Genomic DNA, 16,992 nt, shown 5'->3' with positions numbered 1-16,992 from the left:
TCATTAGAGTTAAATTTGTGATATTTACACCTGTACAGGTTCTTCGAGTTTGATAGCTACCGCTTGTAACTCTTTGGCTTTTTCTTCTGGAAGGGCATCATTAACAAACATTCCAGCCGCCAGTTCGGTTCCTGCCAGAAATTTCAGTTTCTTTTCTGTGCGGTAGGGAGGATAAAACTGAGCGTGTAAATGACTTTCGGGGTGCGCTTGCCCATCTGTGGGAGCTTGAAACCATGCCATCAGATAGGGAAAGGGACGATCCCATAAACCGTCATATTTCAGCGTGACGATCTTTAATGCTTTCGCTAGACTTTGACGTTGTTCTAGACTTAGTTCATTAAAACTTGATACGGCTTGGATGGGAGCTAACCACACTTCGTAGGGATAGCGGGCGCAGACGGGAATAAAAGCGATCGCATACTGATCTTGATAGATAATACGTTGTTGATCAGCAATTTCTTTTTGGATCAAATCTTCGAGTAAACCGCGTCCCTGTTCTTGATAAAACTGTTGTTGGAGTTCTAACATCCGTGCAGGAACAGGTGGAATAAAAGGATAGGCGTAGATTTGTCCATGAGGATGATGCAGGGTCACACCCACTTCTACCCCCTTGTTTTCAAAGGGTAACACGTACTGAATTTGAGGGACTGAACCTAAAATCTGAGTGCGATCGCCCCAAACCTGTAACAGTAATTCTAAATGTTCTAAACTTAATGAACCGAGGGAAGCTTGTGGATCTTGGGTAAATACAATAACCTCACAAGACCCATTTGCGGGTAGGGTTTCAACAAGACAATGAGGTGGAGAGTTAGCTAAAGGGGTTAGGGATGGAAAACGGTTTTCAAACACCGCCACATCGTAATCTCCTTGAGGTAATTCTGTGGGAAACTCTGGATTAGTTGTTGGGGCGAGGGGGTTGTATTCAGCAGGTGGCATAAAAGTACGCCCCTGACGATGACTTGCATAAGCCACCCATTCCCCACGTAGCGGGTGCCAGCGCAAATGAGGATTCGCTTGCACTGGCTCTGAACTCGGACTAGGGGCAGTGAGTTCCTCCGCAATGGGTTGCCGACTGTACAAGGTTAGGACTCGGCCATCCGGTTTCTGTAGCTTTTGGCTGTACATCTTCTTCCAATGACCAGGATGCGCTCAGTGTAGCGTCTCCTTTGATCGGACAACCTCTCCCTAAAGTTGCATTAGCGATTTGGCTAAGGTCAAATTTTGGAGTACGATCGGCGTATAACAAGCCATTTGCTTCTTGAAAGGTATCGCTGAACTGGGTATAGCAGAAACCGCTAAATATTTCAATACAATTTACAACTTGTAACAAAGCGGTGTAGCGTTTTTCGAGTTCTGTGACCTGCCAACTTCTGGTATAACCCCAAATTTTATCAGCTTGGGGATCTTGTGGACGACTGTAGGCGATGCCACCAAATTCGGTTAACATGATCGGTTGACCGTTGTGAGGGAAGTTATCGAGCGTTAAAACTCTTCCACCTGGACGTTCACGCTTAAATAAATCTGATAATTTCATTTCTGAGCCATAGCGTCGCGCTAACCGCAAGGGTTCGTTATCATAATCATGAATAGCGAGAATATCAGTATCTGTACTTTCCCAACCGTCGTTCCCAATCACTGGACGGGTCGGATCGAGGGTTTTTGTTAAATGATACATCGCCAAAACATAATTACGGTGAGCCTCCGTTTGGATCAGGTTGGGAACGCCCCAAGATTCATTAAAAGGAACCCACGCGACAATACAGGGATGACTGAGATCGCGTTCAATGATTTCTGTCCATTCTTGGGCCATGCGTTTAACGGCTTTTGGGGTGAAACGATAAGCACTCGGCATTTCTTCCCAAACCAATAAACCCAGTACATCAGCCCAGTACAAGTAGCGCGGATCTTCAATTTTTTGATGTTTCCGAACGCCATTGAAACCCATCGCTTTCACCAGTTCTACATCACGTCGTAAGGCCTCATCATTAGGGGCAGTCATTAAAGACTCTGGCCAATAGCCTTGATCGAGAACTAAGCGGAGATAATAGGGACGACCATTGAGGGTAAAGCGATCCCGTTGGATTTCAACGGTTCGCATTGCGGTGTAGGATTTAACATGATCGAGGAGTTCGTGACCATCCCATAGTTGAATGTCGGCTTGGATCAGGGTCGGTTTTTCGGGACTCCAGAGTAATTCGTTGCGATAATCATCAATTCCAGGGTCAGAAAGGGCAATCCGTCGGTGAATCTCTCCGTTAAGCAATGTATAGCTATCATTCACTAATACTGTTTCGCCCACCGTCAGTTCTACTTTAACTTGTAGGTTATTCAGTTGTTGTCCGACGACAAACGCCTCAAACCCAATTTCCCAACGTTCAAAATGCGGTGTCCAGCGAAGACAATCCAAATAGGTTTCACCCACCCACTCTAACCAGACGGTTTGCCAGATACCCGAAGTGCGAGGATACCAGATGCTATGGGGTTCTAATTGCCAATCTTGTTTACCGCGAGGTTTAGCTAGATCAAGAGGATCATCTTGAGCCCAAACTGTCACTTTAGTGGTCTTACTCTCATTCAGAGCCGATGTAATATCAAACTTAAAAGGAGTATGACCCCCCTCATGTTCGCCGACATACTGATCATTGACCCAAACTTTAGCATGATAATCAACCGCCCCAAAATGTAACAGCAGATGGCCTTCACCAATGGGGGTTTCAAATTCACGTTCATACCAACAATTCGGATGAAACCCAGTATCAGAAATACCACTTAGGGTAGATTCGGGAGCGAAGGGAACTTCTATATCATAATTCCAAGAGTCAACGTCACTTGGCTGTGTCCATTGATTCTGGTCATCGTAAGCAAATCGCCATAAACCATCGAGACTGTGCCAATGCGATCGCACTAATTGCGGTCGTGGGTAAGCACTATCTCTTAAAGCGTATTTTTTAAGCTTTAGTACATTCATCTATTTCCAACCCAAAGTCACAAACTTACACGGTAGCTCTAAGGGAACAGTTAGTCATAATCTAGACAGATTACACGAATCAGTTAATTTTTGTTTGCTGACCGTGCTATTATGCCACATCAAACGGTCAATGTAACTAAGTTTTTTCAATTATTTTGTTAAGTATTTTTGGAAAAATTTGATGTTTTTAAGTATTATTACTTAATCTATCGATAAACTTAGTTAACTTTACCTGTATATCTTAATTTTAAAGTATTTTGCCTAATTTTAGAGTGATAGAATTGCTAAATTTAAAGATAGCAGCACATATCACTATAAACCTCAAACTTTTGATAGAAGTAATAAAAATAAATAGAAATTAAGGTTAATTCATTAGCAGATATAAAAAAACACATACTGAAGCATCAGCCAAGGCAAAAGAAAAGCTTAAACTCTGCTGATTTATTTTATAAAGCCTTTCTCAAAGTGTTGCTTTGAAAAATGAATAATATAGGGGGAAATTATGGCAAAAGAAGAAGTTAAAAATAGTAATAATGGGATTACGAATGAAAAGTCCGTCACAGAAATTACATCCAAGCTCACACAGCTAAAGGAATTACCATCGCTTAATCTATCATCACCGAACTTTTCACCGTCTACTTCAAGTTTTCAAGCAAAAGAAGCGAAAGAATTTCCCGATATCATTTGTATTTCCCATTTACGCTGGAATTTTGTCTATCAACGACCGCAACATCTTCTGAGCCGTTGTGCAACTGCCAAACGAGTCTTTTTTATTGAAGAACCCATTTTTACCCCAGAACCCATCGAAGAACTAAAAGTCACTCAAGATAAAACTGGCGTAACGGTTGTTGTTCCCCATCTTCAACAAGGATTAAACGAAGAAGCCATTCAAGCCAAAGTTAAAGAATTAATTGATCGCTTTTTAATCGAACAGAGCATCCGTAAATATATCTGTTGGTACTATACACCGATGGGTCTATCTTATACCCGTCATCTACAGCCTGAAGCGATTATTTATGATTGCATGGATGAACTATCGGCTTTTAAAGGTGCTTCTCCTGCCATAAAAAGCTATGAAGCTGAACTCTTTAGCCGTGCTGATGTCGTTTTTACGGGTGGACAAAGCTTGTATGAAAGCAAAGTTAAACAGCATCCCAATGTTTACGCTTTTCCCAGTAGTGTCGATGTTCCCCATTTTGCCCAAGGTAGGAGAATTCAAGAAGATCCAAGCGACCAAGCATCAATCCCCCACCCTCGTTTAGGGTTTTTTGGTGTTATTGATGAACGGATGGACATTGAACTCTTAACGGGAATTGCTGATGCTCGTCCCGACTGGCATTTAGTGATTATTGGCCCAGTGGTTAAAATTGACCCTAATACCCTTCCTCAAAGAGATAACATTCACTATCTCGGTGGCAAAGATTATCAAGAGTTACCCAACTATTTAGCGGGATGGGACTTAGCCCTATTGCCATTTGCTCAGAACGAATCCACTCGTTATATTAGCCCAACCAAAACACCTGAGTATCTCGCAGCAGGTAAACCCGTTATTTCGACTTCAATTCGAGATGTGGTGCGACCCTACGGCGATTTAGGATTAGTCCGAATTGCCAATACAGCCGATGAGTTTGTACAGGCTGCCGAAACAGCAATGCAAGAAGATACGGCGGCTTTGGGATGGTTAAATCAAGTCGATAGCTTTTTAGAACAGATTTCTTGGGATCGAACTTGGTCATCGATGATGCAATTGATTGATTCTGCCATTGCAACTCGTCAGGATAGCCGTACTACTCAAATTCCACAAGCACCGAATACCATTACCAGAGAATATGTTTTTGATTATTTAGTCGTTGGGGCGGGTTTCTCTGGAAGTGTGATCGCCGAACGTCTAGCCAGTCAGTCGGGAAAAAAGGTGTTAGTGGTAGACAAACGCAACCATATCGGCGGTAATGCCTATGATCATTATGATGAGCATGGTGTTCTTGTTCATAAATACGGGCCGCACATTTTTCATACCAACTGCCGCGAAGTTTTTGATTACCTATCACAATTTACGCAATGGCGGAGTTATGAACATCGTGTCCTTGCTAGTGTAGACGGTCAATTGGTGCCAATTCCGATTAATCTGGATACGATTAATAAACTTTATGGGATGAATCTCAATTCATTTGAGGCTGAAGAGTTTTTTAAATCGGTGGCTGAACCGCGAGACGTAATCCGTACCAGCGAGGATGTTGTCATCTCTAAAGTTGGTCAAACACTCTATGAAAAATTCTTTCGCAACTATACCCGTAAACAGTGGGGACTCGATCCTTCAGAATTAGATAAGTCGGTGATTGCGCGAATTCCGACTAGAACCAATCGAGATGATCGCTATTTTACCGATAGTTATCAAGCGATGCCCTTACACGGTTTCACGCGGATGTTTGAGAAGATGCTAGATCATCCGAATATTAAAGTCATGCTCAATACCGACTATCGAGAAATCGAAAAAGCTATCCCATGTCGTGAGATGGTTTATACAGGGCCTGTGGATGATTTCTTTGATTATCGCTTTGGTCAACTACCCTATCGTTCTCTAGAATTTAAGCACGAAACCCATAATACACCAGTTTTTCAAAGCGCACCAGTGGTGAACTATCCTAATGATCATTTATACACTCGTATTACTGAGTTTAAGTATCTAACGGGACAAGAACACCATAAAACCAGTATTGTCTATGAATTTCCTAAATCTGAGGGCGATCCCTATTATCCAATTCCGCGCCCAGAAAATCAGGAGATTTATAAAAAATACCGCGAACTAGCTGAAGTAACGCAAGGAGTTTATTTTGTTGGTCGCTTGGGTACCTATAAGTATCTCAATATGGATCAATGTGTCGCGCAAGCTTTAACAACTTATAAACAAATAGCCGTTAAGGTTTAGTTCCAAATAAAATTATGACTACTCTAATAAACTCAAAACAGCCTTTAGAAATTTGGGCGGGTGTAGAGTGTACGGTCAATCGTGTTGGTGAAGCGTATTTTGACCAAATGGAACGCAACGGCCACGCGAGACGGTTAGAAGATCTAGACTTGTTTGCTGATTTGGGGATCACCGCGATTCGTTATCCGATCTTATGGGAAAGAATCGCCCCCAATGGCTTAGATACGGCTGATTGGTCGTGGTCGGATCTGCGGTTACAAAAACTCCAAGAACTGGGAATACGTCCGATTGTTGGATTAATCCATCATGGTAGCGGGCCAAAATGTACCAGTCTCATTGATCCAGAGTTTCCCGAAAAATTGGCCGTGTATGCGAGGGCAGTTGCAGAACGTTATCCCTGGGTGACGGACTATACCCCCATCAATGAACCGCTAACTACAGCCCGATTTAGTGGCTTGTATGGTCATTGGTACCCTCACGGACGAGATGATTTAAGCTTTGCTCGTGCCTTATTGAATCAATGTCGGGGGACAATACTGGCGATGGCTGCCATTCGTCAAGTTAATCCTCATGCTAAATTAATCCAAACCGAGGATTTAGGGAAAACTTATAGTACACCAACCCTAGCCTATCAAGCTAAATATGAAAACGATCGCCGTTGGTTAAGTTTTGATCTGCTTTGTGGGAAAGTCACACCCGATCATCCCATGTGGCGTTACCTATGCAAGTGGGGAATTAGTGAAACTGAGTTAGCTTGGTTTTTAGATAATAATTGTCCTCCAGACATCATGGGGATTAATTATTATCTAACAAGCGATCGTTTTCTCGATGAACAACTTGATCAATATCCAGCGATCTGTCATGGTGGCAATGGCAAACATCAATATGCAGATATTGAAGCGGTTCGGGTTCGTCCTGAAGGTATCACAGGACATTACACCTTACTAAAAGAAGCTTGGGAACGCTATCAGTTACCTCTGGCGGTCACCGAAGTACATCTTAATTGTACCCGTGAGGAGCAGTTACGCTGGTTATATGAGGCGTGGCAAGCGGCTTTAAAATTAAAAACAGAAGGGGTTGATCTCCGCGCTATTACGGCTTGGGCTTTGCTTGGGAGCTATGATTGGAATAGTTTATTAACTCGTTGGGTGGGTCATTATGAATCGGGGGTCTTTGACTTACGTGCCCCCGAACCTAGACCAACTGCACTGGCTCAGATGCTCCGCCAGTTGAGTACAGGAAATATACCCAAACATCCAATCTTAGATAGTCCAGGTTGGTGGCACCGTTCAAGTCGGCTATTACGCCCTCAGTGTGTTCTTTCTCCCCCTATTACAACATCAGTTCGCCCACTACTCATTATTGGTGCAACAGGGACATTAGGAAAAGCTATAGCGCGACTGTGTGAAAGTCGAGAGATTAACTATCGTTTACTGTCGCGTCAGGAAATGGATATTACTAACCCTGCTTCTGTCGAATCGGTACTAGAACAGCTAAAACCCTGGGCAGTAGTCAATGCGGCGGGTTATGTACGGGTTGATGAAGCCGAACGAGATCCCGATACCTGTTTTAAGATTAATACCGAAGGTGCTGCCACTTTAGCCACCGCCTGTGAACGTCATGGGGCGATGTTCCTGACGTTTTCCTCGGATTTAGTCTTTGATGGTACAGGTGTTGCACCCTATATTGAAAGTGATGCGATCGCACCGCTTAATGTTTATGGTCACAGTAAGGCACTCGCAGAGGAACGGGTTTTACAAACTTATCCAGCTGCTCTGATCATCCGTACCAGTGCTTTTTTTGGGCCTTGGGATGATTATAATTTTGTGACTTTAGCGGTGCGACAACTGAAAGCAGGTCAACCTTTTCACGCGGCTGAAGATGTTTTGATTTCACCAACTTATGTACCTGATTTAGTGCAAGCTAGTCTTGATTTATTAATTGATGGTGCGTGTGGCGTGTGGCATCTAGCTAACCAAGGAGCGATTAGTTGGGCAGATTTAGCCCGATTAGCGGCTAAAGAAGCTTGTATTAGTACGCGCCCATTAATTACGATGCCGATGCGGGAAATGGGCTTAATTGCTCCGCGTCCTGCTTACAGCGTTTTGGGAAGCGATCGTGGAAGTTTATTACCTTGTTTAGATAGTGCAATGTCTCGGTATTTTAGAGAGTGTGGCTAACTTTTTTAGAGGGAAATTTAGAGGGGGGATTATTACGACAAGATAGTGAGTAAGTCCCCTCTTTTAGGAAAAAGAAAAAACTGACAAAATGATAATTGTAAGTCGATAGAATTCCTCTTTGAACTCAAATGAAAGCAAACCCACTGGTTAAAATTTTCTACACCTGGTATCGTCAAGCCATTCGCCATACTAAATATCGTTGGTTAGTTATTTTAGCCACTTTCTTTTATTGGGTGATGCCAGTTGATTTAGCTCCAGATTGGATTCCGTTTATTGGATGGTTAGATGATGGTATACTGGCTACGATGTTAGTAACAGAAGTATCAGAATTATTAATGTCTTATCGCGGTCGCCGTAAAACGGATGAAGTTGAAACTGAAGAAGTTTTAGAAACCAAATCGGTCTAATATAAGTTTAATCAATTGGCAACGGGAGAAGTTCTCGTTGCTATTTTATTATGGTTGCTCTTGTAAATAATGTTTAATATTTTCGGTATTCATTGGACGAGAAAAAAAGTAACCTTGTCCATACTCACACCCTAATTCTTGAAGTTTAGTAAAATGTTCTTGTGTTTCCACTCCTTCTGCGACTACATCAATTTTTAAATGATGAGCTAAATTAATAATTGCTTCGACAATATCTAAATTTTCTTGATCTTGATTCATGCGACTAACAAAGGAACGATCAATTTTGAGTGTATTAACGGGTAAGCGGTGCAAATAGGATAAAGAAGAATAACCCGTACCAAAATCATCAATACTAATTTGAATTTGTTTTTCTTGGAGTTGTAACAGTGTATGACTCGCCATTTCTGGATTTTGCATTAAAAGACTTTCGGTGATTTCGAGTTTTAGATAACGACTTGCTAAACCTGTACGAGTGAGGATAGAATCAATTGTTTGAATCAGATCTAATTGTTGAAGTTGCCGACTAGAAAGATTGACACTCATTTGCAAAGAATTGATTTGTGGGAATTCATTTTGCCATGCTTTTAATTGCCGACAAGATTCAACTAAAACCCATTCACCAAGAGGAACAATTAAGCCAGTTTCTTCGGCAATTGGAATAAATTCCAAAGGAGATATTAAACCTTGTTCGGGGTGTTGCCAACGGACTAAGGCTTCAAAACCAATCAAAGTTAATGTTTGTAGTGAGATAATCGGCTGATAATGAAGCAAAAATTCTTGACGTTCTAGAGCAACTCTCAGACTATTTTCTAACTTTAATTGACGACTAATTTTGACGTGCATTTCTGGATCAAAAATTGCATAGCGAGCTTTACCACTCTCTTTAGCTCGATACATGGCTAAATCTGCATTTCTCAGGAGATCGATCGCTTTAAGATTAGGCGATAAATTAAAGGTAATGCCAATGCTTGCAGTAATGAAAAAGACTTGTCCGTTAATCGTAAAAGGAGACTCTAGAGTAGTACAAATGTTCTGAGCTACCTTAACCGCTTCTTGGGTATCTTGAAGTTGATTGAGCAGAATGATAAACTCATCCCCACCGAGTCGAGAAACAATTCCTTGGTTATGTATACAATTTTCGAGAGTGTAGGCGATCGCCACTAATAATTGATCGCCTACCAAATGCCCTAAACTATCATTAACCACTTTAAAACGATCTAAATCAACAAAGAGAACCGCAAATAAATAATCAGGCTGCTTGAGAGCTTGTTTTAAACAACGTTCGACTTGTTTGATTAATGAAACTCGATTTGGTAAACCTGTTACCGAATCATGTAGTGCATCATACCGAAGTCGTTCTTCTGCTCTTTTTCGTTCGGTGATATCAAGTGCCATGGAAATAACCAATCTACGACCATCGGGTAATCTTCCTAATGGTGCAGAACTAAAATTCCAAATTCGTTCTTGAGCGATCGCATTTTTAATCAAAAATTCTCCTTCATCCACCCGACTATCAATATCATAGAGTTGCTCAATAATTCCTTTTACGATTTCTTTGCGTTCACCGTAAACTTTTTCCGTCCAATCTGATATTGTGGGAATCTCTGCATGAGTATAACCGCTTAATTCTGTCCAAGTGCGATTAACTTGAATGATTTCTCCATCTTCTGCATGAATAATAATGGGGAAAGGAGCATCTGTAATCGCTCGTCGAAACCGTTCTTCACTTTCAGATAAAGCTTTTTCGGCTTTGAGTCGTGCTGTAATATCAATAGCCATAATTATTTCTGCTGACCGACCTTCAAACATACTTTCTTGACCTAAGATCTCAACATCAATAATCTCTCCATTGCGTTTTTTGTGCCGCCACAAACCGTAATTGTAGTGATAATCGGGATTAGGTTGCACAGATTCAATACATTGAACTAATAGAGGAAGATCTTCTAGAGGACGGATATCCCGTATCGTCATGTTTAGGAATTCTTCATGAGAATAACCATAATGAAGAATTGCTGCATTATTAACTTCTAAAAACTTTAATGTTTCTAGATCATAAACCCATAGTGGGTTAGGATTAGCTTCAAATAAAAGACGATATTTGGTTTCTGATTCTTTTAAATTCGCTTCCATTTGTTTTCGTTCTGTGATATCTTGACCGATCCCGATCAAAGAACCATCCGACAAGCGAACATTAGCCCAAGAAGCATCAATGGTTCTACCATCTCTAACTGTCATTCTAAAATCTTGCCAAACCCCTTCAGCTTTTTGAATAAAATCAATGACGGTTTGATAGTCTTGAGGATCAGGATAACATTCACTCAGAAATTGATTATCCTTAATTTCTTCAAGCTTCCAACCTAGTGTTTTTTCCCAAGCTTGATTAACCAATCGGAAGTTACGCTCAGGGTTAAAAAAGTTGATCATAACGGGCAAATGATCGATGATGGTTTGTAAGAGTTCTTGTTGCTGCTGAATAATAATTTCTGTTTTTTTGCGATCGCTGGCATCTAACACAAGAGATAGAATGGAAATTAATTGACCTGTCTCATCTAATAAAATCGAGTTATACCATTCACAATCAATGATTCTGCCATCTTTGGTATAGTTGCGATTGCTATGAAAGTTACGCGATTTTTTATTAATAATTAAATCCGCAATGATTTGAGTAACTGCTTTTCGATCCGCTTCAGGCACAAAATTCCATTCTCTCCAATGTAATCCTATAACTTCTTCTGCTTCCCAACCAAAAATTCTTTTAGCTTGGGATGACCAGTATTTAACTTTACAGTCTGCATCCCATTCAATGACGGCTAACGGTGTATTTTCGACATGAAAGGTTAATTGCTGATGGGCTTTTTCTAAAGCAATTTGAGATTCTTTATGTTCTGTGATATCAATTGCTATTCCTTCAATAATGATTTCATTTTCAATTTTTCTTCGACCAATAGAACGATCTAAAAACCAATGCCATTTTCCCTTTGCATCCTGAATTCGATACTCAACCTCAAAATCTGTACCATGTTGATAAAACTCTCGTACTGCTGGTTTAATCCGTTTTATATCTTCAGGATGAATTGAATCACTCCATAACCAAGGATGACGAGCTAAATAAGCCAAAGAATAGCCCAAAACTTTGACGACATGAGCCGAATAAAAAATACCACCTCGTTGATTAGAATATTCATAAAGAATCGCGGGTGAAGCTTCTACTAAACGTTGATACCGAGTTTCACTATTTCTAAGTGCTGCTTCTTTAATCTGAATTTTTTGCAGACTTTTTTCGACTTCTTGGGTTCTTAAATAAACCCTTTGTTCCAATTCTAAATTTAAGGACTGAATTTTGGCTTCTGCTTCTTTCATCAGTGTAATATCACGCCCGACTGCTTGATATTCTATAATTTGTCCTTCGGCATTAAAAATTCCTCGATTTGTCCATTGATGCCAACAAATTTTATTATTTAAAATGACTCGATGTTCATGGGTGATAAGCGGTTGATTGAGAGAAATTAATGCAATATTTTGAGTAACTTTTTCTTGATCTTCTTTGAAAATCAGGAGTAAAAAGGTATGATTAATTAATTCTGATGGCTCTTTATTAAAATAGCGACAATAAGCATTATTAACAAAGGTTAAGGTTCCATTGGGAAGAAAACGACAAATTAATTCGGTTTGATCTTCAATAATTGCACGATAACGAGCTTCACTTTCTCGCAAAGTTTTTTCAGTTTGTTGTTGATAACCAGAAGAACGCGCTTTTGATGATTGATATCCAATTGCAATCATTACAGTGCCAAAAATAATCCCCCCCAAAAATAAGTCTTGAAGTCTTTGAGTATCAATCGTTTTGTTCTTTTTTTCTCGTTCTCTATTGTTTTGGGGTTGCTCATGGGGTATCTGAGGTTGAAACTCAGCCGCAAAAATTACAGACTGATTTAAAACCTTGAGCGATGCCTGTTTTTTGACCAGCAACGCTGATATAAGGATGATACACAAGAACCAAATAAGCCTTAGTTTAACAATTTTCCCCATTGAGTCAAGCTAGAATCCAATTTGATTGAATTTAATATAATACATCGATACTATGATAATTATTTATTTAATGCAATAATCGAATTGACATTAATACTATCTAACTTTATAGCAAAAGACTTTGTGTTTGACTCGATTTAAAGAAAAGAAATTGTTAAATTAAGTCTCTTTAATGCAGTTCAAGGCGATAAATAGGCTAATTGTTTCCATTTAATGACAAAAAATCGATAATTCTTCTAGAGCTTTTCTCTCTAATGTTGTCACTTCACGCCATTCTCCAGGGTTTAAACCAACTAAACTCAGTTGATTTTTTTTGCCTAAATTAATAGAAACTCTCACTAAACGTAATGTCGGAAAACCAATCGCCGCCGTCATTTTTCTGACCTGTCTATTTCTTCCTTCAGTTAAGATGATTTCTAACCAACAAGTCGGCACAGATTTTCGATAACGAATCGGAGGATCTCTGGGGGGTAAAATGGGATCTAAGGAGAGTTTTTTGATGATGGCGGGACGAGTTTTATAATCTTGAATGATGATGCCTTTTCTTAAACGCTCTAAATCAGATTCTTCGGGAATTCGTTCAACTTGTACCCAATAGGTTCGCGGATGAGCAAATTTTCGATGTCCTAAACGATGTTGTAATTGTCCGTTGTTTGTCAGTAATAATAATCCTTCACTATCTTGATCAAGTCGTCCTACTGAATATATTTCTGGAATTGGGATAAAATCTTTTAAAGTAAGCCTTTTTTGCGGGTTTGCTTCATCGGTAAACTGACATAAAACATTGTAGGGTTTATAAAATAAAATATATTGATAATTTCGAGTCATGAAATTTAGTTTATCAAAAATGCAACAATTTAGATTACCCACTATTTTAAGATTATCCAGTGTTTTATTCTTTTTAGCAAATCCAGCATTTGCCTCTTTTACTGTTGATGAGGTGACAATAGACCAGTTTAAAGGGAGAGGATGTGGGATGACGTTATGGAAGCTGAGTCGAAAATCTTCTAACTATTTTGTTTTTTTTAATGGAATAGAACCAAATTCAATAGAAATGAGTATTAATGGGAAGCTACAAAAATTTACACGAATTAAAGGAAGTGGTCAACAATTTTATGGTCAGATGACTTCACAGACTTTCCAAAATAAAGATAAAAAAATAACGGTTGATGTTAATCTAGAATTAGGTAAAAAAGTAGATACAGAAGTCACCTTAATTTCTAAAGGAACAATTCGCGTTAAAAGAGACAAGGACGTAGTTTCATTTGCTGTTAGAGGTGATGCAGGTTGCTAATCTGATTTAATGGCAACTCCTTGATACATATAACCAAGAATTTTAGAAACGTTAGGTACATAAAATTCTTTTAAACTAATGGTTTTAAACTGTTCAGAAACTAAATTAATAATTGGTCGATTCAAATGACATCCATCAGCAATCAATTTTTGAAGTGGGGTTAAACGATTTTGCCAAACTTGAACGGTAGGATCTTTGCTCAAACCATGTTCAATAAAAAAGAATTTTCCTTGCGGTTTAAGAACTCGATAAATTTCTGAAATGGCTTGATCAACTTGAGCAATACTACAAAGTGTCCAGGTACTCACCACGCAATCAAAATAATTATCCTGCATTGGTAATTTTTCTCCATTTAGGATTTGATAATTAATCGAGAGTGGAGAAGCTTCAATTCTTTTTTGTAAAAAACGGTTCATGCCTGCATTGGGTTCAATCATGGTCAGTCGTCTCACCTCTGTAGGATAATAAGGTAAATTTAATCCAGTTCCTACACCAATTTCTAAAACTTCCCCATAGACATCAGCTAAAATTGCTTGACGATATTGGGTAAAAGTTGGGTCAGACATTGCCCACTCAAGACCCCAAGGAACAATAAAGTTTGAATAGAATCCCATTTTGTATAGAACAGTCAAACAACTACAGATGCAATTTACAGAAATTATTGACCAACTGAACCCGTTAATAAAAGCCCATAGCTTAACATCCTGTCCTGATTGTAACCCTGATCTTGTGGGTGTGGCTGCTGTTGATGAAGCCAAAACAGGTACGCTGAGTTACATTGAAGGTAATAAATTTGCCTCGATGTTAGAAAAAACTCAAGCTAGTGCTTTAATTTTGCCCTTAGATGAGTCGTTACAAACCTTAGCCGCAGAAAAAGGTATCGCTTGGTTAGCCACCCCAGATCCCCGTCTAGCCTTTGCTCATGCGATTAATTTATTTTATAAACCTTTTCAACCCTCACCCGAAATTCATCCGAGTGCAGTGATTGATCCGTCAGCAACGATCGGCAATGATGTCTATCTTGGCCCCCATGTGGTCATCCAAGCTAACGTTAAGATTGGCGATGGTGTTTGTATTCATCCGAATGTTGTGGTTTATCCAGATGCTAGAATTGGCGATCGTACTATTCTTCATGCTAATTGTACTATTCATGAACGTACTATAATCGGCTCAGGTTGTGTGGTGCATAGTGGCGCGGTGCTAGGTGCAGAAGGGTTTGGGTTTGTTCCCTCGGCGGGTGGTTGGTACAAGATGGAACAATCGGGTAAGACTGTACTAGAAGATGGAGTGGAAATTGGCTGTAATACGACTATTGATCGTCCCGCAGTCGGAGAAACCCGAATACGGCGTAATACAAAGATAGATAATTTAGTCCAAATTGGTCACGGTTGCCAAATTGGGGAAGGTTGCGCGATTGCAGGACAAGCCGGGATGGCAGGAGGCGTAACAATCGGTAATAATGTGATCTTAGCAGGACAAGTCGGAATCGCTAATCAAGCCAAAATCGGTGATGGTGCGATCGCAACTGCACAAACTGGAATACATAATGATATCGGTTCTGGTGAAATTGTCTCAGGTAGTCCCGCCATGCCACACAAACACTTTTTAAAAGTTGCTACTGTCTATAAAAAGTTACCTGAAATTTATCAAGCGATTAAACGATTATCTAAGTAATCTTGCAGGGGTGCGGAATGCACTGCCGCTTGCGACTTACCGTACGACGGGCGGGTCGGCAGTTTGGTTGCCAAACCCTACTTGTCTAAATTCAGAATTACTAATTTTATGACAACGATAAGCACCAACAACTACAAGTTCTAGTAGATGACGAGAAAGATTACCTCCTGCTTGGTCTAATCATTGAGCAATTTTATCAGGAAGATTCACTGTAATTTATATAATTTTAATAGTATATTGCTAATTAGTTAAATTATAATTCGTATTCAAATTATCTATAACAACATTGTTTAATTACTATTCATAGCAGAATGAGTAGTAGGACAAAGCACATACTACTCTAAGTAAAACTTGAAGTTTTACTTAGAGCGATTAATGATTAACCTAAGCAGCAGGGTGTTGCTAAATAGAGATTAGTAACGCCGAAAAAAATAGAATGGTTAGCAGCTTACATACTTCAATAATTAACTTCTTCTCTTGGTTGAGCAAAACGATTACTTTGTTGCTTCATCCAAAAACAATTAAAACACAAGTGATCTTAGCCGCTTTACTATGGCTTATTGTCATCAATCCAGGCAGCATAACAATTGTCGATACCGCTATCCGATTACAAATGGCTCATGCTTGGTGGACGGGTGAAGAAGAAGTTCTCCCAGGAAGCCAGTTGGCAGTAGAGGTTCGAGGAGAGAAATTCGTTCCCTACGATTTAGGACAATCTATACTAATGCTTCCTGTCGACTACGTGGGAACCCAACTAGGTCAGTGGCTGCCAACAGAAAAACTACGACAAAACTTTAGGGAGGCAATAATTAGCTTCTTCGTCTTCTTGCCTTTAAATCTGGTATTGGTAGTCTGTGTTTTTCAGTTTCTCAAGCTCTTTGACTTTGAAGAGAAGCAGGCAGGAGCAGCGAGTTTGGTCTGGTTACTCGGTACGACTGTATTATATTATGCTGCTGTCCATCAGCAAAACAATCAAGTGTTACTCTTTGTTCTCATCGGTTACCAAATGGCGTTAGTTTCCGTCCTACGACAGCAAAGAAAATGGGCTGTTTTGAGTGGTATATCCTTGGGAATGGCTTACCTAGTCAGGTTAACCAGTATCATTCATGGGTGTAGCGTACTCTTGTTTCTGCTTGGTTGTGTTGCCTATCAGAGTCGCTCAATGCTGCAAGTTTTCAAGTTTTTGAGGTGTTGGTTAGCTGGCTTCATTTCAATTTTTTTGTTAGAAAGAGGATTGACATACATTCGCTACGGAAGTTTCTTAGCGACAAGTGTTTCTCTACATATCCAAGTCTTTTCTTATCAAGAGGTTCCAGCAACTACAATTTCTGTTGTCCAAGGTGAACCCAACCAGTTTCGCTTTTGGGAGATGCTAAGTCCCGTAAATTTGACAGCCATTTCTGGCCCCCTATTCTCGGCAGAAAAAAGCATTTTTATTTATGACCCACTCTTACTCCCTGCTTTAGTTATAGCTTTCCTATTTTGGAAACGCCTAAACTTTTGAGCTTTTAAAT

11 protein-coding genes are annotated in these 16,992 nt (G+C 39.9%); 6 read left to right on the top strand and 5 right to left on the bottom strand.

Annotation, left to right across the window (positions count from 1 at the left end; all coding sequences use genetic code 11):
* Positions 1-24: 24 nt before the first annotated feature.
* Positions 25-1,080, bottom strand: coding sequence for a galactose-1-phosphate uridylyltransferase (gene galT / locus CFPU101_RS16640; RefSeq protein ID WP_242578045.1), 1,056 nt, complete (start codon positions 1,078-1,080; stop codon positions 25-27).
* Entirely contained in the window at positions 1,037-2,968 is a 1,932-nt protein-coding gene (locus CFPU101_RS16635; protein ID WP_206816462.1) for a glycoside hydrolase family 2 protein, read from the bottom strand. The genes galT and CFPU101_RS16635 overlap by 44 nt, the downstream gene beginning before the upstream one ends.
* Positions 2,969-3,470: 502 nt before the next feature.
* On the opposite strand from CFPU101_RS16635, the gene glf reads away from it, so the two are divergent.
* The 3 genes from glf (at position 3,471) to CFPU101_RS16620 (ending at position 8,481) form a co-directional block, all read left to right on the top strand.
* A complete protein-coding gene (gene glf / locus CFPU101_RS16630; protein ID WP_206816461.1) occupies positions 3,471-5,894 on the top strand; it encodes a UDP-galactopyranose mutase in 2,424 nt (807 codons plus the stop codon).
* 14 nt (positions 5,895-5,908) lie between these two features.
* Positions 5,909-8,074: a family 1 glycosylhydrolase gene (locus CFPU101_RS16625; RefSeq protein ID WP_206816460.1), complete on the top strand. Its 2,166-nt coding sequence runs from the start codon at positions 5,909-5,911 to the stop codon at positions 8,072-8,074.
* A gap of 128 nt (positions 8,075-8,202) precedes the next feature.
* Positions 8,203-8,481, top strand: a complete 279-nt coding sequence (locus CFPU101_RS16620; protein WP_206816459.1) for a YkvA family protein — start codon at positions 8,203-8,205, stop codon at positions 8,479-8,481.
* Positions 8,482-8,529: 48 nt separating this feature from the next.
* Here the strand turns inward: CFPU101_RS16620 and CFPU101_RS16615 are convergent, their stop codons facing one another.
* Entirely contained in the window at positions 8,530-12,450 is a 3,921-nt protein-coding gene (locus tag CFPU101_RS16615) for a PAS domain S-box protein (RefSeq protein ID WP_206816458.1), read from the bottom strand.
* Positions 12,451-12,720: 270 nt separating this feature from the next.
* Positions 12,721-13,338 carry a pseudouridine synthase gene (locus tag CFPU101_RS16610; protein ID WP_206816457.1) on the bottom strand — a complete coding sequence of 206 codons (618 nt, stop codon included), beginning with the start codon at positions 13,336-13,338 and terminating at the stop codon, positions 12,721-12,723.
* Between the two features lie 19 nt (positions 13,339-13,357).
* On the opposite strand from CFPU101_RS16610, the gene CFPU101_RS16605 reads away from it, so the two are divergent.
* A complete protein-coding gene (locus CFPU101_RS16605; RefSeq protein ID WP_206816456.1) occupies positions 13,358-13,804 on the top strand; it encodes a hypothetical protein in 447 nt (148 codons plus the stop codon).
* On the opposite strand, the gene CFPU101_RS16600 is transcribed toward CFPU101_RS16605, so the two are convergent.
* Positions 13,801-14,418 carry a class I SAM-dependent methyltransferase gene (locus tag CFPU101_RS16600; RefSeq protein ID WP_206816455.1) on the bottom strand — a complete coding sequence of 206 codons (618 nt, stop codon included), beginning with the start codon at positions 14,416-14,418 and terminating at the stop codon, positions 13,801-13,803. The genes CFPU101_RS16605 and CFPU101_RS16600 overlap by 4 nt on opposite strands.
* A 28-nt stretch (positions 14,419-14,446) precedes the next feature.
* On the opposite strand from CFPU101_RS16600, the gene lpxD reads away from it, so the two are divergent.
* The gene (gene lpxD, locus CFPU101_RS16595) at positions 14,447-15,478 is read left to right on the top strand and encodes a UDP-3-O-(3-hydroxymyristoyl)glucosamine N-acyltransferase (RefSeq protein WP_206816454.1); all 1,032 of its coding nucleotides are present in this window, start codon (positions 14,447-14,449) and stop codon (positions 15,476-15,478) included.
* Positions 15,479-15,914: 436 nt separating this feature from the next.
* The gene (locus CFPU101_RS16590) at positions 15,915-16,982 is read left to right on the top strand and encodes a glycosyltransferase family 39 protein (RefSeq protein ID WP_206816453.1); all 1,068 of its coding nucleotides are present in this window, start codon (positions 15,915-15,917) and stop codon (positions 16,980-16,982) included.
* Positions 16,983-16,992: the final 10 nt, after the last annotated feature.

The organism is Chroococcus sp. FPU101 (genome assembly GCF_017312365.1).
Lineage (GTDB): Bacteria > Cyanobacteriota > Cyanobacteriia > Cyanobacteriales > Microcystaceae > Chroococcus.
The sequence above is the reverse complement of the archived record's forward strand: the minus strand, read 5'-3'. Positions and strand labels throughout refer to the sequence as shown.